This is a genomic window from Streptomyces sp. NPDC057438 (genome assembly GCF_042802995.1).
GTDB lineage: Bacteria > Actinomycetota > Actinomycetes > Streptomycetales > Streptomycetaceae > Streptomyces.
Map to the genome: position 1 here is coordinate 31,979 of NZ_JBHVDD010000073.1, position 20,687 is coordinate 52,665.

Annotated in this window: 23 protein-coding genes; 16 read left to right on the plus strand and 7 right to left on the minus strand. The window is 70.6% G+C overall.

Features of this window, described 5'->3' with window-relative positions; translation table 11 throughout:
- Nucleotides 1-45: 45 nt before the first annotated feature.
- Nucleotides 46-486 carry a methylmalonyl-CoA epimerase gene (gene mce, locus ACFU5F_RS31045; protein ID WP_319769907.1) on the minus strand — a complete coding sequence of 147 codons (441 nt, stop codon included), beginning with the start codon at nucleotides 484-486 and terminating at the stop codon, nucleotides 46-48.
- Nucleotides 487-638: 152 nt separating this feature from the next.
- On the opposite strand from mce, the gene ACFU5F_RS31050 reads away from it, so the two are divergent.
- Nucleotides 639-1,841 carry an acetyl-CoA C-acetyltransferase gene (locus ACFU5F_RS31050; RefSeq protein WP_383894352.1) on the plus strand — a complete coding sequence of 401 codons (1,203 nt, stop codon included), beginning with the start codon at nucleotides 639-641 and terminating at the stop codon, nucleotides 1,839-1,841.
- A gap of 39 nt (nucleotides 1,842-1,880) precedes the next feature.
- Complete coding sequence (gene meaB, locus ACFU5F_RS31055) at nucleotides 1,881-2,837, plus strand: methylmalonyl Co-A mutase-associated GTPase MeaB (RefSeq protein WP_383894354.1); 957 nt, start codon at nucleotides 1,881-1,883, stop codon at nucleotides 2,835-2,837.
- Nucleotides 2,838-3,375: 538 nt separating this feature from the next.
- Here meaB and ACFU5F_RS31060 read toward each other — a convergent pair.
- Nucleotides 3,376-4,086, minus strand: coding sequence for a PepSY domain-containing protein (locus ACFU5F_RS31060; RefSeq protein ID WP_383894356.1), 711 nt, complete (start codon nucleotides 4,084-4,086; stop codon nucleotides 3,376-3,378).
- A 181-nt stretch (nucleotides 4,087-4,267) separates the two neighbouring features.
- On the opposite strand from ACFU5F_RS31060, the gene ACFU5F_RS31065 reads away from it, so the two are divergent.
- Entirely contained in the window at nucleotides 4,268-4,936 is a 669-nt protein-coding gene (locus ACFU5F_RS31065) for a response regulator transcription factor (RefSeq protein WP_383894358.1), read from the plus strand.
- A complete protein-coding gene (locus tag ACFU5F_RS31070; protein WP_383894361.1) occupies nucleotides 4,933-6,435 on the plus strand; it encodes an ATP-binding protein in 1,503 nt (500 codons plus the stop codon). Before ACFU5F_RS31065 ends, ACFU5F_RS31070 begins: the two co-directional genes overlap by 4 nt.
- Nucleotides 6,436-6,468: 33 nt before the next feature.
- Here the strand turns inward: ACFU5F_RS31070 and ACFU5F_RS31075 are convergent, their stop codons facing one another.
- The 4 genes from ACFU5F_RS31075 to ACFU5F_RS31090 form a co-directional block, all read right to left on the minus strand.
- Entirely contained in the window at nucleotides 6,469-6,945 is a 477-nt protein-coding gene (locus tag ACFU5F_RS31075; protein ID WP_383894363.1) for a MarR family winged helix-turn-helix transcriptional regulator, read from the minus strand.
- 137 nt (nucleotides 6,946-7,082) lie between these two features.
- Nucleotides 7,083-7,880: an AIM24 family protein gene (locus tag ACFU5F_RS31080; RefSeq protein ID WP_383894403.1), complete on the minus strand. Its 798-nt coding sequence runs from the start codon at nucleotides 7,878-7,880 to the stop codon at nucleotides 7,083-7,085.
- Between the two features lie 2 nt (nucleotides 7,881-7,882).
- Entirely contained in the window at nucleotides 7,883-8,533 is a 651-nt protein-coding gene (locus tag ACFU5F_RS31085) for an AIM24 family protein (RefSeq protein WP_383894366.1), read from the minus strand.
- 1 nt (nucleotide 8,534) lies between these two features.
- Nucleotides 8,535-9,167 (minus strand): AIM24 family protein, encoded by a 633-nt coding sequence (locus ACFU5F_RS31090; RefSeq protein ID WP_383894406.1) that lies wholly within the window; start codon nucleotides 9,165-9,167, stop codon nucleotides 8,535-8,537.
- Nucleotides 9,168-9,357: 190 nt separating this feature from the next.
- Here ACFU5F_RS31090 and ACFU5F_RS31095 point away from each other — a divergent pair, with 190 nt between their 5' ends.
- The 8 genes from ACFU5F_RS31095 (at nucleotide 9,358) to ACFU5F_RS31130 (ending at nucleotide 15,137) form a co-directional block, all read left to right on the plus strand.
- A complete protein-coding gene (locus ACFU5F_RS31095; RefSeq protein WP_383894368.1) occupies nucleotides 9,358-9,717 on the plus strand; it encodes a DUF3817 domain-containing protein in 360 nt (119 codons plus the stop codon).
- Nucleotides 9,714-10,013 (plus strand): MTH1187 family thiamine-binding protein, encoded by a 300-nt coding sequence (locus ACFU5F_RS31100; RefSeq protein WP_383894370.1) that lies wholly within the window; start codon nucleotides 9,714-9,716, stop codon nucleotides 10,011-10,013. The genes ACFU5F_RS31095 and ACFU5F_RS31100 overlap by 4 nt, the downstream gene beginning before the upstream one ends.
- Before the next feature lie 178 nt (nucleotides 10,014-10,191).
- The gene (locus tag ACFU5F_RS31105; RefSeq protein ID WP_383894373.1) at nucleotides 10,192-10,938 is read left to right on the plus strand and encodes a hypothetical protein; all 747 of its coding nucleotides are present in this window, start codon (nucleotides 10,192-10,194) and stop codon (nucleotides 10,936-10,938) included.
- 5 nt (nucleotides 10,939-10,943) lie between these two features.
- Nucleotides 10,944-11,642: a DUF4166 domain-containing protein gene (locus ACFU5F_RS31110; protein WP_383894377.1), complete on the plus strand. Its 699-nt coding sequence runs from the start codon at nucleotides 10,944-10,946 to the stop codon at nucleotides 11,640-11,642.
- Nucleotides 11,639-12,271 carry a TetR/AcrR family transcriptional regulator gene (locus tag ACFU5F_RS31115; RefSeq protein WP_383894379.1) on the plus strand — a complete coding sequence of 211 codons (633 nt, stop codon included), beginning with the start codon at nucleotides 11,639-11,641 and terminating at the stop codon, nucleotides 12,269-12,271. The genes ACFU5F_RS31110 and ACFU5F_RS31115 overlap by 4 nt, the downstream gene beginning before the upstream one ends.
- A gap of 133 nt (nucleotides 12,272-12,404) precedes the next feature.
- Nucleotides 12,405-12,914, plus strand: a complete 510-nt coding sequence (locus tag ACFU5F_RS31120; protein ID WP_383894382.1) for a MarR family winged helix-turn-helix transcriptional regulator — start codon at nucleotides 12,405-12,407, stop codon at nucleotides 12,912-12,914.
- Nucleotides 12,915-12,972: 58 nt separating this feature from the next.
- Entirely contained in the window at nucleotides 12,973-13,311 is a 339-nt protein-coding gene (locus tag ACFU5F_RS31125; RefSeq protein WP_383894385.1) for a DUF3817 domain-containing protein, read from the plus strand.
- A gap of 125 nt (nucleotides 13,312-13,436) precedes the next feature.
- A complete protein-coding gene (locus tag ACFU5F_RS31130) occupies nucleotides 13,437-15,137 on the plus strand; it encodes a methylmalonyl-CoA mutase (RefSeq protein ID WP_383894387.1) in 1,701 nt (566 codons plus the stop codon).
- Between the two features lie 147 nt (nucleotides 15,138-15,284).
- On the opposite strand, the gene ACFU5F_RS31135 is transcribed toward ACFU5F_RS31130, so the two are convergent.
- Entirely contained in the window at nucleotides 15,285-15,923 is a 639-nt protein-coding gene (locus ACFU5F_RS31135; RefSeq protein WP_383894390.1) for a TetR/AcrR family transcriptional regulator, read from the minus strand.
- A 191-nt stretch (nucleotides 15,924-16,114) separates the two neighbouring features.
- On the opposite strand from ACFU5F_RS31135, the gene ACFU5F_RS31140 reads away from it, so the two are divergent.
- The 4 genes from ACFU5F_RS31140 to ACFU5F_RS31155 all read left to right on the plus strand — a co-directional run bounded on the left by ACFU5F_RS31140 (nucleotide 16,115) and on the right by ACFU5F_RS31155 (nucleotide 20,596).
- Nucleotides 16,115-17,092: a tetratricopeptide repeat protein gene (locus tag ACFU5F_RS31140; protein WP_383894392.1), complete on the plus strand. Its 978-nt coding sequence runs from the start codon at nucleotides 16,115-16,117 to the stop codon at nucleotides 17,090-17,092.
- Between the two features lie 695 nt (nucleotides 17,093-17,787).
- A complete protein-coding gene (locus ACFU5F_RS31145; protein WP_086752838.1) occupies nucleotides 17,788-18,423 on the plus strand; it encodes a DUF6230 family protein in 636 nt (211 codons plus the stop codon).
- A gap of 159 nt (nucleotides 18,424-18,582) precedes the next feature.
- The gene (locus tag ACFU5F_RS31150; protein WP_383894396.1) at nucleotides 18,583-19,206 is read left to right on the plus strand and encodes a DUF6114 domain-containing protein; all 624 of its coding nucleotides are present in this window, start codon (nucleotides 18,583-18,585) and stop codon (nucleotides 19,204-19,206) included.
- Between the two features lie 94 nt (nucleotides 19,207-19,300).
- Nucleotides 19,301-20,596 (plus strand): hypothetical protein, encoded by a 1,296-nt coding sequence (locus tag ACFU5F_RS31155; RefSeq protein ID WP_383894399.1) that lies wholly within the window; start codon nucleotides 19,301-19,303, stop codon nucleotides 20,594-20,596.
- Nucleotides 20,597-20,687 lie beyond the last annotated feature (91 nt).

Genomic DNA, 20,687 nt, shown 5'->3' on the forward strand with positions numbered 1-20,687 from the left:
AAGGCGACGGCCGACCCCAACCCTACCGGCCCATATGTACGGGGGTCAGTGCTCAGGTGACTCAACTGGCGCCGAAGTGACCAGTTCTGTCAGTACGCCATGGCAATCCTTGGGGTGCAGAAACGTGATCCGTGACCCCATGGAACCGACTCGCGGCTCCTCGTACAGGACGCGTACGCCCTTGTCCTTGATCGCGGCTGCCTCGCCGTCGACATCCGCCGTACCGAAAGCGATGTGGTGGACGCCCTCGCCGTTCTTGGCCAGCCACTTCGCGACGGTGGAGTCCTCGCGGGTGGGCTCCAGGAGCTGCAGGTAGGAGGCACCGCCGTCGTCCGTGCTGTTGATCCTGAGCATGGCCTCGCGCACGCCCTGCTCCTCGTTGACCTCGGAGTGGTACACCTCGAAGCCGTAGGTGGCCCGGTAGAACTCGACGGTGGCGTCGAGGTCGAAACAGGCGATTCCGATGTGGTCGATTCGCGTCAGCATGGTGTCAGTGCAACGCGCCGACGGCGGTTACGCAACGTGCGCGCGATCACACCGACGGCCCGGTGACGGCACGGAGTGCCACTCAGTACATTCGAAGTAAACCCTCGTTCACTCACTTCTCGGCCGTGCAGGCTGGAAGGGGATCGCACCTCATGACTGGAACGAACGGCAGGACCTCGGTGATCGTCGCGGGCGCCCGGACGCCCATGGGACGACTGCTCGGCTCGCTGAAGTCCTTCTCCGGAGCCGACCTCGGCGGATTCGCGATCAAGGCCGCCCTGGACCGCGCGGGCATCGGCGGCGACCAGGTGCAGTACGTGATCATGGGCCAGGTGCTCCAGGCCGGGGCGGGGCAGATCCCGGCCCGACAGGCCGCCGTCAAGGCGGGCGTCCCGATGAACGTGCCCGCACTGACGATCAACAAGGTCTGTCTCTCGGGCCTCGACGCCATCGCCCTGGCCGACCAGCTGATCCGCGCCGGCGAGTTCGACGTGATCGTGGCGGGCGGCCAGGAGTCCATGACGAACGCCCCCCACCTGCTCCCGAAGTCCCGTGAGGGCTACAAGTACGGGGCGATCCAGATGCTCGACGCGATGGCGCACGACGGGCTCACGGACTCCTTCGAGAACATCGCCATGGGCGAGTCCACCGAGAAGCACAACACGCGCCTCGGCATCCTGCGCCCCGAACAGGACGAGATCGCCGCCCAGTCGCACCAGCGGGCCGCCGCCGCCCAGAAGAACGGCCTCTTCGAGGCGGAGATCACGCCGGTCGAGATCCCGCAGCGCAAGGGCGAGCCGGTCGTCTTCAGCCAGGACGAGGGCATTCGCGGCGAGACGACCGCCGAGTCCCTGGGCAAGCTGCGGCCGGCCTTCGCCAGGGACGGCACGATCACGGCCGGGTCCGCCTCGCAGATCTCCGACGGCGCGGCGGCCGTGGTCGTCATGAGCAAGGAGAAGGCGCAGGAGCTGGGCCTGACCTGGCTGGCCGAGATCGGCGCGCACGGCAACGTGGCGGGCCCGGACAACTCACTGCAGTCGCAGCCCTCGAACGCGATCCTGCACGCCCTGAAGAAGGAGGGCCTGGGCGTCGCCGATCTCGACCTGATCGAGATCAACGAGGCCTTCGCCGCGGTCGCCGTGCAGTCAATGAAGGACCTCGGCGTTTCCCCGGAAAAGGTGAACGTCAACGGTGGCGCGATCGCCCTCGGGCACCCCATCGGCATGTCCGGCGCCCGTCTCGTCCTGCACCTGGCCCTGGAGCTGAAGCGGCGCGGCGGCGGTGTCGGCGCGGCTGCGCTGTGCGGTGGCGGCGGGCAGGGTGACGCGCTGGTCGTGCGGGTGCCCAAGGCCTGAGTCGTCCCCGGCGGGGCCCTCTTCGTGAACGGAGCTGTGATGCAGGACGTCCCCACCCTGGTGGCCCAGGCCAGGGAAGGCAGGCCGCGGGCCGTGGCCCGGCTGATCTCCCTGGTGGAGGGGGCGTCCCCGCAGCTCCGGGAGGTCATGGCGGAGCTGGCCCCGCTCACGGGCGGCGCGTACGTCGTCGGCCTCACCGGCTCGCCGGGCGTGGGCAAGTCCACGTCCACGTCGGCGCTGGTGACCGCGTACCGGCGGGCCGGCAAGAGGGTGGGCGTGCTCGCCGTGGACCCCTCGTCGCCCTTCTCGGGAGGCGCCCTCCTCGGCGACCGCGTCCGGATGTCGGAGCACGCCTCCGACCCCGGTGTGTACATCCGTTCGATGGCGACCCGCGGCCATCTGGGCGGTCTGGCCTGGTCGGCCCCGCAGGCCGTCCGGGTGCTGGACGCGGCCGGGTGCGAGGTGATCCTGGTCGAGACGGTCGGCGTGGGCCAGTCCGAGGTGGAGATCGCCTCGCAGGCGGACACGTCCGTCGTGCTGCTGGCCCCCGGCATGGGGGACGGCATCCAGGCGGCCAAGGCCGGAATCCTGGAGATCGGAGACGTCTACGTCGTCAACAAGGCGGACCGGGACGGCGCCGACGCGACCGCGCGCGAGCTGAACCACATGCTGGGCCTCGGCGAGTCCCGTGACCCCGGGGACTGGCGGCCGCCGATCGTCAAGACGGTCGCCTCGCGGGGGGAGGGCATGAACGAGGTCGTGGAGGCGCTGGAGAAGCACCGGGCCTGGATGGATGAACGGGGGGTGCTCGCGGACCGCCGGCGGGCCCGGGCGGCGCGCGAGGTGGAGACCATCGCGGTGACCGCGCTCCGGGAGCGGATCGGCGACCTGCACGGCGACCGCCGCCTGTCGGCCCTCGCCGATCGGATCATGGCGGGCGAGCTGGACCCCTACCGGGCGGCGGACGAACTGGTGGCGGGCCTGACGCAGGGCTGACCCCGGCGGCCGCGCGCCCCTGGCCCGGATCTTCGCCGCGCTGTCCGCCGGGAGTGCGGTGGGCGGGCTGGTGCACGGCGCGGTCGAGGGGTGTTCCGGTGCCCGCACGCGGCCGGCGCGGCTGACGGCGGGCCTCGGCCTCGCCCTCCGGGCTCGCCCCGGACCTGACCGTCCTCACCGGAGCCGTCGTCTGCGCCGGTGCCTTCGTCGCCCCGGCCTGACCACGGCGTACCTCGTAGCCGACGCCTCCGCCCCGTCCGCCGCGCGGACCCGCCCGGCGCCCGGGTCGACCCGGCCGTGAACGCCGGCCTCGCGACGGGCACGGCCGCCTCGGGCCTCCCGGTGGCTCACTTCTCCCCGGCCCTCGGCTTCGCCCTCGCGGGCGGTGCGGCCCCGCCGGCGGCGGCCGCCGGTCCTGGGCTCTCCATGAGGGACGACATCGCCCGAAACGCCGGCAGAGGCACCCGGTGCCATTGCGCCGGATGCCTCTGCGTGTGGGGGGAGAGTGAAGTCTCGTGATCCGCGGGGGAGCGGGAGGTCAGTCCTCCGTGCGGTCGGCGGTGACCTTGCCGGAGTCGAGGGCGACCCTCCAGTCGCTGCCGGTGCCGTCGGCGGCGGTGGTGTCGACCTCCCAGGCCCGGTCCGTGCTCTCCTCGTCGAGGTCGACGGAGGTCACCGTGCCCTTGGCGGCGGCGGCCTCGGCGGCCTCGGCGGCGGTCACCGAGCCGCCCTTCAGCGCGGCGCGGATCTGCCGGGTCTCGGCGGCGTCGTCCCCGTCGTCGTCCCGGTCGGCGTGCGAGCCGAGCACCTTGCCGGTGCGGGGGTCGACCTGGACGCTGAACCACTTGTCGCCGCCGGTCAGGACGTCGACGTCCCACACCAGGTTCGTGCCCTCGTCGTCGAGGTCGGCGGAGACCGCCGTACCGGCCTTGTGCTTCAGGGCCGTCGTGATCGCGTCGGCAGCCGTGACCTGGCCGGCCTTCGCCTCGGCGGCGTTCTCGGCCTTGTCCTCGGCGTCCTGGTCGGTGTCGCGGGCGTCCTGGTCCTCGGCCCGGTCCTCGGCCCGCTCCTGGGCGGTGTCGTCGCTGTTGCTGGCGTCGTCGCGGTCGTTGTCACGGTCGTCGTTCGACACCGACACGGTCTTCTTGGCCGGCGCCTCGTCGTCACCCGCGACCGCGATGGCGGTCGCGGTGCCGCCGCCGATCAGGGCGACGGCCGTGATGGTGGCGATGACGATGTTGCGCTTCATGGGGTTCCTCCAGGATGCGACTGGCTGCAACCAGTAACGGATGATGTCGCCGGTTGCAGGGGGCTTGTCCGGCTCGTCGGCCTCGTCTGCTTTCGACGGGAACCAATCTGGCCGACCGACGCTGAAGCGAACCTGAAGCCCCCTGAAGACCGCTTCAGGTTCGGTTTGCCAAGCTGAACGCATGCGCCTGTTGATCGTGGAAGATGAGAAGCGGCTCGCGGTGTCGCTGGCCAAGGGGCTGACGGCCGAGGGGTACGCCGTGGACGTCGTCCACGACGGTGTCGAGGGCCTGCACCGGGCGAGCGAGGGGGCGTACGACCTCGTGATCCTCGACATCATGCTGCCCGGCATGAACGGCTACCGCGTGTGCGCCGCCCTGCGCGCCGCCGGCCACGACGTGCCGATCCTCATGCTCACCGCGAAGGACGGCGAGTACGACGAGGCGGAGGGCCTGGACACGGGCGCCGACGACTATCTGACCAAGCCGTTCTCCTATGTCGTCCTCGTGGCCCGGGTGAAGGCGCTGCTGCGGCGGCGCAACGCCTCGGGCGGGGCCTCGCCCGTGCACGAGGTCGGCGAGCTGAGAGTCGACACCGCCGCGCGGCGCGTGTTCCTCGCCGAGGACGAGATCTCCCTGACCACCAAGGAGTTCTCCGTCCTGGAGCAGCTCGTGCTGCGGGCCGGTGAGGTCGTCTCCAAGGCCGACATCCTGGAGCACGTCTGGGACTTCGCCTACGACGGCGACCCGAACATCGTCGAGGTCTACATCAGCACCCTGCGCCGCAAGCTCGGCCCCGCGCTCATCAAGACCGTGCGGGGAGCCGGATACAGACTGGAGGCCCGCCCGTGAAACGCCAGCTGGGCTCGGTGCGGGCCCGCGCCACCCTCGCCGCGACCGTCGTCGTCGCCGTCGCCCTGGTCGCGGCGGGCGCCGCCGTCCTGCTCTCGTTGCGCTTCTCCCTCACCGACAAGGCGGACACGGAGGCCGACTCCGTGGCCCGCAACGCCGCCTCGGCGCTGGCGAACGGCTTCGCCTACGACGAGCTGAGGCTGCCCGACGGCGACGAGAACCCCGTCGAGGTCCTGGACCGCGCGGAGAAGCCCGTCGCGGTCGGCGAGGACGTCGAGGCCATGAACGTGACCGCGGTCGCCTCGGACCGGCTGAACTCCGAGACCAACGACGACGCCGACGACCGCGCGGAGGGCGACAAGGACGCCGAGGACGACGGCACGCTCGGCCCCCGAGAGGTCGCCGACGAGACCTGGTACGGCGAGGGCACCGCGACCGTGGAGGGGGTGACGGCGCACTACCGCTTCGCCGCCGTCGACGTGATCACGCCCGCCGGCGTCCCGCTCACCGTCTACGCGGGCGCCCCGCTCGCCACCGAGGAGGACGCCGTCGGCACCGCGCTGACGACCATGCTCATCGGGCTGCCGCTGCTGCTGTTGACGGTCGGCGCGGTGACGTACGTCGTCACCCGGCGGGCGCTGCGCCCCGTCGAGGACATCCGGTCGGAGATGGCCGCCATCACCGCCTCCGAGGATCTCTCCCGGCGCGTCCCCGAGCCGGACACGCACGACGAGATCGCCCGGCTGGCACGCACGACGAACCAGACGCTGGCCGCGCTGGAGACCTCCGTGGAGCGGCAGCGGGCGTTCGTGGCGGACGCCTCGCACGAGCTGCGCAGCCCGATCGCCTCGCTGCGCACCCAGCTCGAAGTGGGCGCGGCCCACCCGGAGCTGCTGGACCTGGAGGGGGCGGTCGAGGACACCGTACGGCTGCAGAGTCTCGCCGCCGACCTGCTGCTGCTGGCCCGGCTGGACGCGGGGGAGAAGCCGCCGCCGGAGGCGCGGTTCGACCTGGCGGAGGTCGTACGGGAGGAGGTGGCGTCCCGGGACGGTGTGAGCCTGGACGGCGACGACTCCGTGGAACTGCGCGGCTCGCGCAACCAGATCTGCCGCGTGCTCGGCAACCTTCTGGACAACGCCCGCCGTCACGCCCGCGACCGGGTCGCCGTCACCCTGCGCACCACCCCGGGCTGGGCCGTCCTCCAGGTCACGGACGACGGCGCGGGCGTTCCCGAGGCCGACCGCGAGCGGGTCTTCGAGCGGTTCGTCCGGCTGGACGACTCCCGGGCGCGGGACGACGGCGGCGCGGGCCTCGGTCTGGCCATCGCCCGGGACATCGCCGTGCGCCACTCGGGCACCCTGACGGTCGGGGACGCGCCCGGCGGGGGAGCGTTGTTCGAACTGCGGCTGCCCCTGGAGACGCCGGGGCGGGGGACCGTGACACCGGAGGCTCCGCCGCGGGGGCGTCACCAGCCGCGCCGGACCCGCGGCCGCGGCTGATCCCCGCTGCCCCGGCCGGTCCCGGTCACCGGGTCACGGCCTGCCGCGGTGGCTCCGGAGGTGATCCGCGATCGGTGTCAGCGACTTGTGCAGTTCCTCCAGCGACTCCTCCGGCAGCAGGTCGATGAAGTGGCGCCGCACGGAAGCGACATGATGCGGCGCCACCCGCCGCATCGTCTCCAGGCCGTGCTCCGTCAGCACGGCGAACAGCCCGCGCCGGTCGGACTCGCAGTTCTCCCGGCGCACCAGGTCCGCGTTCTCCATGCGGGTGATCTGGTGCGAGAGGCGGCTCTTGGACTGGAGGGTGGCGGCGGCGAGGTCGCTCATCCGCATCCGGCGGCCCTCCGACTCGGAGAGGTTCACCAGGATCTCGTAGTCGTTCATCGTCAGGCCGAACGGCTGCAGATCCCTTTCCAGCTGGTGGGTCAGCAGCCTGTTGACGTCCAGATGGGTGCGCCAGGCGCACTGCTCCGCATCGGTCAGCCAGCGCGTGGCCGTTTCGGTCTCCATGAATGAAGTCTACCTAAAATGTTGAAAGGCGAACTAGTGAGGGTGGGGTGGTTCTTGTCGTGCGGACGGGTCGGGTCGTACGGGTGTGGAGCATGACAACGTGCACACGTTCGATGTCACACTCCGCAGACTACCGCTCACAGCCCGAAGCGACGCTGGAGGTCGCCCAGCTGTCCGGGAAGGCGCGGTGCCCCCGCCGGCTGTCCGTGGTGACCGGGCACCCCGCCGCCACCGGGTACGCCCGGCTCGTGCGGGACCACGCCCGTGGCCTGCTCGGCCATGAGGGTCTCGGAGGACTGGAGCAGTACAGTGCCCGCCCCGACGAACTCGAACTGGTGCTCCTCTCCGGAAGCGCCGCCCAGGCCCGTCATCGCACGTAGGCCGCCCATCAGGCCCGCCATGTAGCCGTGGTCGTAGTGGTGGCACGGCGAGGGGCAGTCGGCCCACCCGACCAGGGCCTGCGGGTCCACCCGGATGGGGGGTTCCATGAACACCACCGGGCCGTTGGAGGCCGCCACGAACTTGCCCGTCCCGATGAGGGTCAGGAAGCCCGGAACGATCGACTGCTTCAGCGCGAGACTTGGCTGAAAAGCAAGGAGGTTGCCCGAGCGAATGGTCAGGTTGCCCTCCTCCAAGTCATACGAATTGACGTCGAAGGCCCGGTCGGCGAGGAGCATCTTGCCGGATCCCTCGGCCACGACCCAGTCACTCGCGTGCAGAGGCGAATGGAACGACGTGCGGACGAGACCGCCGAGACGGCCGTGCCCGATGCCGTTGAACTCCATCTGGCCGTAGTAGGCGATCATCTTGCCCTTCTGCAGGAACCACTGGCTCCCCTTGAGCTCCACGCAGAAGGTGTAGTTGTTGACGTTGTCGTCGGACGGCAGCGTCATCGGGTCGAAGACGGCCGGTCCGGCGACCGGGGCCCCGTACATGCTCACAGTTTCTCCTCCGAGGCCTGGACGTACACCGCACCACTGCCGCTCAGCTCCAGCTGGAACGCCTCGCCGGAGCCCCGGCCCACCATGTCGCGCCAGCCGAGCGCGGTGGAGAGCTTGTTGCGTACGTCGCCGTGGTGCGCCACGTACGCCTGCGGGTCCACGTGGACCGGGCGCTGGGGGGTGATCGGGACCTCGATGACCCCGCCGTGCGCCATGACCGCGACCGCGCCGTGCCCCTTCAGGGTGGTGGTGAACAGGCCCTGGCCCGTCACCTGGCCCCGGACCATGCCCATGACGCCGCCCTGGGAGCCCATGAACATCGTGCCCTGCTGGAGGGTGCCGTCGAAGGCCAGCAGGCGGTCGGCCTCCACGTACAGGGTCTCGCCCGTCAGATTGATCACCTGGATGTGGTGGCCGCCGTGCCCGAACAGCACCGTGCCGCTGCCCTCGACGGTCATCAGCGGGGTCGCCTCACCCGCCACCCGGCGGCCGATCATCGAGGCGATACCGCCCTGACCGCCCTGCGTGTTGGGGGTGAAGGAAACCTCGCCCTTGTAGGCGAGCATCGCGCCGCGCTGGCTGAACAGCCGCTGGCCCGGCAGCACGGTCGCCTCGATCATCTTCGAGTTGATCTCACGGAAGGCCATGTCAGACGTCCCCCGCCACCGTGTTGCGCTCGCTGGGCTGGACGTAGACCAGTCCGTCGCCCTCGAAGCGGATCTGGAAGGCCTCGCCGCCGCCCTCGCCCATGAGGGTGCGGAACGTCACACCGGACTGGAAGGACTGCTGGAGGTTGCCCTGGTGCGCGATGTACGCACCCGGGTCGACCGTCAGCGGGTACTGGTGACTGACCCGCAGCACCACCGCCGGGCCGTCGGACATGATCGCCGCCTGGCCGTGGCCCTCGATGGTCGTGGTGAACAGGCCGTTGCCCTGTGAGGCGCCGCGCAGCCCCGTGAAGCTCGTGCCCGTACGCAGCCCGGAGTCCGTCGCGAGCAGATTGCTCGACTCCACGTACAGCTTGTCCCCCTGAAGACTCACCAGGTTGATCTCGGACGCCCGGTCCGCGAACCAACAGGTTCCCTGCCCGGTCACCTCCATCAACGTCATCTGTTCACCCGTGAGGCGGCGCGTCACCATCCCGCGCAGGCCCTCACCGCCGCCGCTCAGTTTCTTGAACGACATCTGACCGTCGTAGGCGACCATCGAGCCGTTCTTCGCCTTCACGGCGTCACCGGTCATGTCGACGGCCAGCACTTTGCTGCCTTGAAGTCGGAACATTGCCACGGGAGGACGGTAACCGGCAGATGCCCGGACAGGACAGGTCCTTGAGGAGGATCTCGACCCCGAAGGGACCCCTGGGGTCACCGGGAGGTTGACGGATGCCAGAATGGAGTCGCTTGTGCTTCCTTTCACAAGGGCAGCCGGGCACCGCGACTACTCGCCCCGCCGACCTCACCGAAGGTGACCCGTGGACCTACAGACCGCCTCCGCCCTGCGCCGCCTGCGCCTCGTCTCCGCCCCCGAGGCGGTCTCCTTCCTGCTGCTGCTCGTCTGCTCGGTGCTCAAGCGCACCACCGAGTTCAACGCGGTGCCGGTGATGGGCTGGGTCCACGCCATCCTGTTCCTGCTGTACCTGCTGTTCTGGGCCGACGCCTGGAACCGCACCAAGTGGCCGCTGCGGACCGCCGCGCTCTACTTCGCCCTCTCCGTCCTGCCCACCGGCGGTTTCTTCGCCGACCGCAAGCTCCGCCGGGAGGCCGAGAGCGCGGTCGGCGCGGCGTTCGCGGCACGCGCGCACGGCGAGGGCGAGGGGGCCGTGAAAGCGTGATCGTCGCCTTCTCCGTGACCCCGCTGGGTGTCGGCGAGGACGTGGGCGAGTACGTCGCCGACGCCGTCCGGGTCGTCCGTGAATCCGGGCTGCCGAACCGGACCGACGCCATGTTCACCTCGATCGAGGGCGAGTGGGACGAGGTGATGGACGTCGTACGGCGTGCCGTCGCCGCCGTCGAGGAACACGCGCCCCGTGTCTCGCTCGTCCTCAAGGCCGACATCCGCCCCGGCGTCACCGACGGCCTCACGTCGAAGATGGAGACGGTGGAGCGCCACCTGTCCGCCGAGCGGTAGCGCCGGCCGCCCGCCGCAGCCGCCGGCACCGCCGCCCCCCGGCCGCCACCGAGCCCCGGTCCTGCGGGACCGGGGTTTTCGCGTGTCCACTGTTTGAGCGGTCGCTCAAAACGCTGTACGGTCCTGTCCATCGAATTGAGCAGTCGCTCAAAAATGTCGCCGACCTGGGGGAAAGCGAATGGGGCTCTACGTAGAGGCACGTGTCCGGGCCGATCTGGACGACCTGTGGGCACACAGCCAGGACACGGCCCTCCATGAGCGCTGGGACCTGCGCTTCACCGAGATCCGCCCCCTCCCGTGCGCGGAGGGCGAGCCCCGGCGCTTCCGGTACGCCACCCGGCTCCTGCCGGGGCTGACGGTCGGGGGGACCGGGGTCTCGGCCGGTGAGCGGGAGCGGCCGGACGGCACCAGGACCTCCGCGCTGCGGTTCTCCTCCCCGCACCCCCTCTCCCTGATCGCCGAGGGCAGCGGCTACTGGCGCTACGTGCCCGACGGCGAGGGCATCCGCTTCCTCACCGGCTACGACTACCGCCCCCGCTGGGGCCGCCCCGGTGCCCTCGCCGACCGGCTGCTGTTCCGCCCGCTCATGGGCTGGGCCACCGCCTGGTCCTTCGACCGCCTGCGCCTCTGGCTGGAGCGGGACATCGCCCCCGAGCGGGCCCTGCGCCGCTGGCTCGCCGAGGCGGCCGTACGCGCGCTGACGATCGTGGCCGCCTGCGCCGGGATGGCGTACGGGGCGCTGGTGGACCCGGCGGGCCCCCTCGCCCCGCTGACACTGTTCGCGACGCCCGTGCTGGCCGTGTCGGCGGTCCTGGCCGCCCTGATCGTGCCGCCGCTGCCCGGCACCCCGTCCGCCCGCCGCTGTCTGCGGACCCCTCCCCCGCGCGCGCGTGCTCCGCGCCTGCTCGCGACCCTGAAGGGATAGCCGCCATGCACGGAACGGTTCCTCCGTCCTCGATCTTCCGGACGGTCATGGGAGCGGACTTCGACCGGCTCCATCCCGAACTGCGCAGGCGTTTCTCGGTGGGGCTGGCGAGCGGTGAGGCCTGCACCGGCCGGGGCACGATGGAACGGATCTGGCACGGCCGGGGCCTGGTGAAGCCGTTCCTCGCGCTCGGCGGCACCCGCAACATCCTTGTCCCGCGCGAAGGCCGCAACGTCCCCTTCACCATCGAGAACGTGCCGTACACCGACCGGTTCGGCCGTGAGACGGTGACCTTCGTGCGTACCTTCGACCTGCCCGGCCGGCCCCGCCGGTTCGACGCCCAGATGGTGCTGGGCCCCGAGGGCGACCGTGTCCTCGACTACCTCGGCACCCACCAGCACCTCGCCACCGACCTCTACTTCGGCGCCGAGCCCGACGGGTCGCTGCTGATCCGCTCCGGCGAACACCGCTTCCGGGAGGGGCCGGTCGACGTGCGCGTCCCGGAACTCGTCGGCGGCGAGGCGGAGGTGCGGGAGCGGTTCGACGAGCGGACGGGGCGATTCCGGATCCGGGTGCGGGTGGTGAACCGGCACTTCGGGCCGCTGTTCGGTTACGAGGGCTCGTTCGCGGCGACGTACGAGGACGTGCGGGTGTGCGGGGTCCGGGCGGGGCTGCGGCCGGTCCGCGAGGAGGTGCGCGCGTGAGCGAAGCGACCCGGGTGAAGCTGCTGGAGGGCGCGCTGCGGACGCTCGTCGAGCAGGGGATCGCCAAGACGTCCGCCCGCTCGATCGCCGCGACCGCCGGGGTGAACCAGGCGCTCGTCTTCTACCACTTCGGGTCCGTGGACGAACTCCTCGCGGCGGCCTGCCGGTACGGGGCCGAGCAGCGGGTCGCCCGCCACCGGGACCGGCTGGCGGCGATCGGCTCGCTGTCCGAACTGCTGGCCTTCGGGCGGGAGATGCACGCGGAGGAGCGTGCGCAGGGGCACGTGGCCGTTCTGGGGCAGCTCCTCGCGGGCGCGCAGACCCAGCCGCGGCTGGCGCCGGCCACGGCGGCGGGGCTGGAGCTGTGGATCACGGAGGTGGAGGGGGTGCTGCGGCGGGTCCTGGCGGGTTCGCCGCTCGGGGAGTTCGCGGACGCGGGCGGGCTGGCGCGGGCCGTGGCGGCGTCGTTCGTGGGACTGGAGCTGTACGAGGGGGTCGATCCACAGGGGGCGGAGGCGGCGCTCGGCGCGCTGGAACAGCTCGCGGTGCTCGCGGCCGCGCTCGACGGTCTCGGCCCTGTGGCCCAGCGGGCGGTCCGTCACCACCTCCGGAAGACCGCGGGGCGCTGACCCTCGCCGGCATGGGTGGCGCGCCCTGTGGACAAGGGGGCTCCGGCCGAGAGGGGTGCTGCGGGGGCCGGGGTGCGTACCGAAAAGCGAGACGGGGCTGACCAGCATGTGACCGGCCGGTAAGGTCGATGCCGTGCCGAAGCCGCTCAGCCTCTCCTTCGATCCCATCTCGCGCGCCGACGAGCACTGGAAGCAGCGCTGGGGAAACGTCCCGTCCATGGCCGCGATCACCTCGATCATGCGCGCCCAGCAGATCCTGCTGGCGGAGGTCGACGCGGTGGTCAAGCCGTACGGGCTGACGTTCGCGCGCTACGAGGCCCTCGTGCTGCTCACCTTCTCCCAGAAGGGCGAGCTGCCGATGTCCAAGATCGGCGAGCGGCTGATGGTGCACCCCACGTCCGTGACGAACACCGTCGACCGTCTGGTGAAGTCCGGCCTCGTCGACAAACGCCCCAACCCCAACGACGGCCGCGGCACCCTCGCCTCCATCACCGACAAGGGCCGCGAGGTCTGCGACGCCGCCACCCGCGACCTCATGTCCATGGACTTCGGCCTGGGCACCTACGACGCCGAGGAATGCGCGGAGATCTTCGCGATGCTCCGCCCGCTGCGGGTGGCGGCGGGGGACTTCGAGGAGAACTGAGGGCGGGCGCCGAGGGGCGCTCGAAGATCGCTCGCAACCGGTGGCTACGCTCGGGTGCATGAAAAAGAGCGTGCTGACCCGCTACCGCGTCCTGGCCTACGTCACCGGTGTGCTGCTGGTTCTGCTGACCCTCGGTGTGATCGCCAAGTACCTGCTCGAACTGGACGGCGCCGACAGCTTCACGCAGGTCGTCGGAATCGCGCACGGCTGGCTGTACGTGCTGTACCTGATCTTCGCCTTCGACCTCGGTTCCAAGGCGAAGTGGCCGGTGCGCAAGCAGTTGTGGGTGCTCCTCGCGGGCACGATTCCCACGGCCGCCTTCTTCGTGGAGCGCCAGATCTCCCGTGAGGTCGAGGACAAGATCACGGACGGCTCTCCAGTGATCGCCAAGGCGTGAGCGTCCGGCCGCCGCAGGCTGACCCCCGCGGTCAGGCCGCGCCAGCCTGACTCCTGCCGCCGTACGGGTGCGCCTACGGCGGCTTGTCACCGACTCTTACTAGGACATCCTAGTAAATTGGGGACATGGACGCTGACGCCATCGAAGAGGGACGCCGACGCTGGCAGGCACGTTACGACTGCGCTCGGAAGCGGGAGGGGGATTTCACGAGCCTCTCCGGGGAGCGGGTGGAGCCTGTGTACGGGCCCCGGGCCGGGGATGTGTACGAGGGGTTCGAGCGGATCGGGTGGCCGGGGGAGTTTCCGTTCACGCGGGGGCTGTATCCGACGGGGTACCGGGGGCGGACCTGGACGATCCGGCAGTTCGCGGGGTTCGGGAACGCGGAGCAGACGAACGAGCGGTACCGCACGATCCTCGCCAACGGAGGTGGGGGGCTGTCCGTCGCGTTCGACATGCCGACGCTCATGGGGCGGGACTCGGACGATCCACGGTCGCTCGGAGAGGTCGGGCACTGCGGTGTGGCCATCGACTCCGCCGCCGACATGGAGGTGCTGTTCCGGGAGATCCCGCTCGGGGACGTCACCACGTCGATGACGATCAGCGGGCCCGCCGTCCCGGTCTTCTGCATGTACGTCGTCGCCGCCGAGCGCCAGGGTGTCGACCCGGCCGTCCTCAACGGCACGCTGCAGACCGACATCTTCAAGGAGTACATCGCCCAGAAGGAGTGGATCTTCCGGCCCGAGCCGCATCTGCGCCTCATCGGCGACCTCATGGAGTACTGCGCGGCCGGCGTCCCCGCCTACAAGCCGTTGTCCGTCTCCGGCTACCACATCCGCGAGGCCGGGGCCACGGCGGCGCAGGAGCTGGCGTATACGCTGGCGGACGGGTTCGGGTACGTGGAGCTGGGGCTCAGCCGTGGGCTGGACGTGGACGTGTTCGCGCCGGGGCTGTCCTTCTTCTTCGACGCGCACCTCGACTTCTTCGAGGAGATCGCCAAGTTCCGCGCGGCCAGGCGGATCTGGGCGCGGTGGATGCGGGACGTCTACGGGGCACGGACCGACAAGGCGCAGTGGCTGCGGTTCCACACCCAGACCGCCGGGGTCTCGCTGACCGCGCAGCAGCCGTACAACAACGTGGTGCGCACGGCGGTGGAGGCGCTGTCCGCGGTGCTCGGCGGGACCAACTCGCTGCACACCAACGCCCTCGACGAGACGCTGGCGCTGCCGAGCGAGCAGGCGGCGGAGATCGCGCTCAGGACGCAGCAGGTGCTGATGGAGGAGACCGGGGTCGCGGGCGTGGCCGATCCGCTGGGTGGTTCGTGGTACGTCGAGCAGCTGACGGACCGCATCGATGCCGATGCGGAGAAGATCTTCGACCGGATCAGGGAGCGGGGGCTGCGGGCGCATCCCGACGGGGTGCATCCGGTCGGGCCGATGACATCCGGGATCCTGCGGGGGATCGAGGACGGGTGGTTCACCGGGGAGATCGCGGAGTCCGCGTTCCGGTACCAGCAGGCGCTGGAGAAGGGGGAGAAGCGGGTGGTCGGGGTCAATGTCCACCAGGGGTCGGTGACCGGGGACCTGGAGATCCTTCGGGTGGGGCACGAGGTGGAGCGGGAGCAGGTCCGGGCGCTGGGTGAGCGGAGGGCGCGGCGGGACGGTGTGGCCGTGCGGGTGGGGCTCGATGCGATGGCCGCCGCCGCCCGGGAGGGGGGCGACATGATCGGGCCGATGCTTGATGCGGTCCGCGCCGAGGCGACGTTGGGGGAGATCTGCGGGGTGCTGCGGGAGGAGTGGGGGGTGTATACGGAGCCGCCGGGCTTCTAGAGGGGTGGGGGCGCCCTGCGGGATCTCGTCCCCTGCGCCTCTCCCGCTCCCGTCCCGTCTCGTCCCAGGGGCCCTGCGCGCCCCTTCGACCCCCGTCACGGGCTCGGGGCTCCGCCCGGGAACCCCGTTCGCGCGGTTCCCGCTCCCCTAGGGAGTCCGGTTCGGTGCTGTGCCGTTCAGGCCCTGGAGCAGGAGCTTCGTGAAATCCCTTACCCATTGTTCGTCCGCCGGGCCCGCGCTGATCAGGGTGCGGTGGACGACCGCGCCCGCCACGACGTCGAAGATGAGGTCGACGGTGCGGGAGGCGGTGGTGGGGTCGGGTTCGGGGGGGAGTTCGCCGCGGGTCTGGGCGCGGGCGCGGCCCTCCAGGACCAGGCGTTTCTGGCGGTCGACGATGGACGCGCGGATGCGTTCGCGCAGGGCGTCGTCGCGGGTGGACTCCGCGATGACCGCCATCAGGCCGCTCCTGGCCTCGGGCCGGGCCAGGATCGCCGCGAACTGGAGCACGACGCCCTCGATGTCGGCCGCCAGGCTGCCCCGGTCGGGGAGGCGGAGTTCGTCGAAGAGTTCCGCGACCGCGTCCACGACGAGTTCGTTCTTTCCGGCCCAGCGGCGGTAGAGCGTCGTCTTCGCGACGCCGGCCCGGGTGGCCACGTCGCCCAGCGTCAGCTTGGACCAGCCCAGGTCGACCAGTGCCTCCCGGGTCGCCGCCAGGATCGCGGCGTCCGCGGCGGCGCTGCGCGGGCGGCCGCCCGTGGCGCGGGAGGCGGGGGTGCTGCTCTGCATCCGCCGACCATATCCGGCCGTTGTCGAAATCCTGGGCGGCAGAGTGAGGCAGATCACTGCGGAGTGGGTAGTGAGGGGTACAGAGAGCCGTCGGGCGCAGTTACGCTACGAGTCGTAGCGAAAGGCTGGGCCGGGCACCTGACTCTCGGGACGCTTTTCACCCGCGTGCTCGGAAGGGGGAGGATGTACTCATGCAGCCACGGAACATGTCCATGAGCGGAGTCGTCGACCTCGCCGCGGTGAAGGCGGCCCAGGAGGCCAAGGCGAAGGCGGAGCAGGCGCGCGCCGAAGCGGCACGGCAGGGCGGGGGAGGGGCGGTCTCGCCGGCCGACCTGGTCATCGACGTCGATGAGGCCGGGTTCGAGAGCGAGGTTCTGCAGCGGTCCACCGAAGTGCCCGTCGTCATCGACTTCTGGGCCGAGTGGTGCCAGCCCTGCAAGCAGCTCAGCCCGGTGCTGGAGCGGCTGGCCGTCGAGTACGCCGGCAAGTTCGTCCTCGCCAAGATCGACGTCGACGCCAACCAGATGTTGATGCAGCAGTTCGGGATCCAGGGGATCCCGGCGGTGTTCGCCGTAGTCGCCGGGCAGGCGCTGCCCCTCTTCCAGGGGGCCGCCCCCGAGCAGCAGATCCGCGAGACCCTCGAGCAGCTCGTCCAGGTCGCCGAGCAGCGCTTCGGGCTCACCGGCCTCGTGGTGGACCCCGACGCCGAGGCCGGCGCCCCCGCCCAGGCGGCCCCGCAGATCCCGGCCGGCCCCTACGACCATCTGCTCGAAGCCGCCGTACGCGCCCTGGACGCGGGCGACTTCGGCGGTGCGGTGCAGGCGTACAAGAACGTGTTGAGCGACGACCCGGGCAACACGGAGGCCAAACTGGGCCTCGCGCAGGCCGAGTTGCTGCAGCGTGTGCAGGGGGCCGATCCGCAGGACGTGCGCAAGGCGGCCGCCGAGAACCCGGGTGACGCGCAGGCGCAGATTGCCGCGGCGGACCTCGACCTCGTCGGCGGGCACGTGGAGGACGCGTTCGGTCGACTCATCGACACCGTGCGGGTCACCGCGGGTGACGAGCGGGACGCCGTACGGACGCGGCTGGTCGAGCTGTTCGAGGTGGTCGGCGGCGACGATCCGCGGGTGGCCGCGGCGCGACGCGCGCTGGCGCGGGCGCTGTTCTGACCCGCTGATGACCCCTTGTCCCGGCTGTGCGCCGACTGTGCCGGGCGGGGGGTCTGGGGAGTGGGGGCCTTCGGCACCGGAGTGCCGGGACGTGTGTTGCGCGAGTGAGCGATTTGGCGACACAGCGACACCGCGGCCGCGTTTTGCCAAATCTTGGTAAACGCGGCCGCTGTTACTGGCAGTAAGACAATCTCGTCGATCTGTCGGACTCTGTCCGTCTGTCAACCATTGTGTCGCCTCACTCGGCGCCACCCAGGGTCGCTGGCCGATGCCGATGGGTCGTTGTTCGGTTATCCGTCCGTTACTAGCCAGTAACGACCCCCCTTGCGGGGGCGGCGAGAATGCACCACGATCGGCGACGCTCGGTCCTTCCCCGTACCCCGCCAACCAGTCGGGTCAACGGGTTTTCTGGGTCCCCACCGAGCAGAGCGGGCGACAGTGGCGCCTGTTCTTGGACAGGGGGGTCTCCGCTCAAGGGTGGAGCCTGTCCAGCAGGTTGTGCGTGATGCGTGTCAGGCGCGACCAGTGGTTGTCGCTCGGGGGTGATCGCCGGTGAGTTCGGGCGCTTTTCGCGCAGCCGAGCGCGGGCGCTCTCCTTCCCGAGGACGTAGCACTTCTCCCATCCCTGCCCGGTCGAGCCGCCGCCTGTGGGGGCGAGCCGGTGTCAGGAGATGTACGTCCGAGAAGGAGGAAATATGGAGTCCCAGGTGCGTGGCGGGACCAGATGGAAGCGGTTCGCTGTGGTCATGGTGCCCAGCGTCGCCGCCACGGCAGCGATAGGTGTCGCCCTCGCGCAGGGTGCTCTTGCAGCGTCGTTCAGTGTGTCGGGCCAGTCGTTCAAGGTGACGGCTGACCAGCTCGACGGTACGGGCTTCTCGCAGTACGGAGCGCTCGACGAGGGCTACACCCTCAAGGGCGAGAAGACGGTTCACCCCGTCGCCGTTTCGGCGTTCAAGTCCGCGTCGATCACCAACATGTGCCAGTCGGTCGTGACCCCGGGCGTCCCGTTCCTCGGTAGCGTCAGCCTCAAGCTGACCGCCGGTACGGGTGGCAAGAAGGTCGAGGCCCAGAACCTCTACATCGACGTCGAGGACCTCTCGGCCGATGCCGTCTTCCGCGGCATCGACATCGGTGTGGCGGCCAAGGACGCCAACAAGGGTCCGGGCATGAAGGGTGGCTCGGAGCAGGCCAACCCCTACGGGTTCGCCCAGCAGGCCGACTCGGCCACGCTGACCGACGTGAAGCAGACGGCGTGGGCCACCACTGCCGGAACCTTCAAGCTGAGCAACCTCAAGATGTCGCTCCACAAGGGCACGGTGGAGTGCTACTAGGCACTCCCTGGGCGGGTGAGGGGGCCTCTCGCTTCTTCGCCCGCCCGTCCCTCTCGCCGTGCGCTCCGCCGCGCACGCGCATTCGTACGTGAATTCCGTACGCGCGCTTCGGCGTACGTGAACTTGTCACAGCAACACTGTTCCAGGGAGCTGTTGTCCATGAGCGCCGAGTCAACGGGGCAGAACGAAGACTATCTCCGCGTCCTCCGGCGGCGCTTCCGGGACTGGAGGGGCAGTCGTCCCTTCTGGGCCGGCCTGCTGGTACTGCTCAGCGGCTTCCCGATCATGTACTTCCCGTACGCGAACATCCAGCTCGGCCACCTCACGCTCGCCATGGCGACGACGGGCGGCTCGGGTTCGCTCATCATCGGCGTGCTGCTGGTGGTGCTCGGCGTCAGCCTCTGGTTCCAGCGGCACGTCCGCACCTTCGCCGGTACGGCGGCGATCCTCCTGGCGCTCGTGTCCATCCCCGTCTCCAACCTCGGAGGCTTCGGCTTCGGCTTCCTGCTCGCCCTGATCGGCGGTGCGCTGGCCATCGCCTGGGGGCCCGGTCACGACGAGGCGTCGGTGCCGTCCACCTACCGGACCCCGGCCCAGTCCGCGGCTCCCCAGGACACGACGGCCCAGAACACGGCACAGCAAGGTGCGGTCCCCCTGCACAAGGGCGACGCCCCGGAGCCCGCGACCGCGGGTTCGGTGAGCGGGGCGCCGAACGGCGAGGGCGACGACCTGTCAGGTACCACCCCCACGAACGGGACGAACGGGAGGCACAGTGCCGGCTGACGAGGTGACCCACGGGACTTCGGTGGGAGAGTCCCGTGCGAGAACCGGACCGCGGCACGCGGCACCCAAGAAGCCCCTTCTCACCCGGCTGAACATGCCGGCGGGCAAAGCGATAGCCCTGGCGGCCATGCCCACGGCGGTCCTCATGGGCATGGGCTTCACTCCCACGCTGGCCCTCGCCGAGGACCCCGCGTCCAAGAGCCTGACGGCCGACGAGTACAAGGACTGTGTGACGGCCCTGGAGGCCGCCGAGGAGGACAAGGACAGCTCCGCCTCCCCGACCCCCACGCCGTCCGCCTCCGCCACGAAGGACGCCGACTCCTCGGACGACGCGAAGGACGACGAGCCGAAGGAGGAGCCCAAGGACGAGCCGAAGGGCGGGGACAAGCCCGCGGGCGGCGACTCCTCGGGCGGCTCCGCCTCCGACGACACGTCCTCGGACGAGCCCTCTTCGCCGGATTCAGGTTCCGACGACAAGGACACGACGGGTGGCTCCGCGTCGGCCGACACCTCCGACGAGGCGGCCGCGGACACGCCGTCCGACTCCGTCTCGGAGAAGGACAGCGGCGGCAATGTCCTGGAGGACATCGGCAGCGCGCTGGAGGACCTGTTCACGCCGGACGACAAGGAGACGGGGAGCGACACCCCGTCCGCGTCCACCAGCCCGTCCCCCTCGCCCTCGGCGGCGGAGAACGGCACGGACGACGGCAAGGACTCGGGCAAGGACGGCAAGGGCTCCGTCGACGTCACCGACAAGGTCGAGGACTCAGCCAAGGACGTCACCGGCAGCGCCGGCGACAAGACCGACAAGGCCGACGACAAGGCCGACGACGCCGAGGACGCGGCGAAGGACACCGCCGCCGACGCCGAGGCGACGCCGAGCCCGTCCCCGAGCGAGAGCACGGACCTCGACGACTGCTTCGTCGCCACGGACGACGAGAGCGGCGTGGAGAAGGGCATCCCCGCGCTGCCCTCCGAGCCCTGGTACCTGAACGCCAGCTCGCTGACGCTGAAGGGCGCCGACTACCAGGGCGTCGTCAAGGTGAGGACGGCCGACGGCAAGGTCAAGGAGGTGCTGAAGTACGTCGTCTCCGGCGGCACCGACATCGGCGACCTCCACCAGACCGTCGACGACAAGCAGGCCGGCGTGACCTACCACGTGCAGGCCGGCAAGGGCACGACGTCCACGATCCGCGACGGCAAGACGGTCATGTACACCGAGAGCATCTCCGGCAACCTGCTCGGTCTGATCCCGGTGACCTTCGACCCCAAGCACCCGCCGCCGCTGAACATCCCGCTGATCTACTTCACCAAGGTGAAGGTCGTCCAGGCGGGCCAGTTCGGCGGAACGCTCACCGTGCCGGGGCTGCACCAGTTCACCACCGAGTGAGCAGCATCCACACGGCCGACTGAGCGCCGTACAGGACCTGTTCGGGAGCCGCAGAAAGGGCCGTGTCCCGGTCCCCGACGTGACGTCGGGG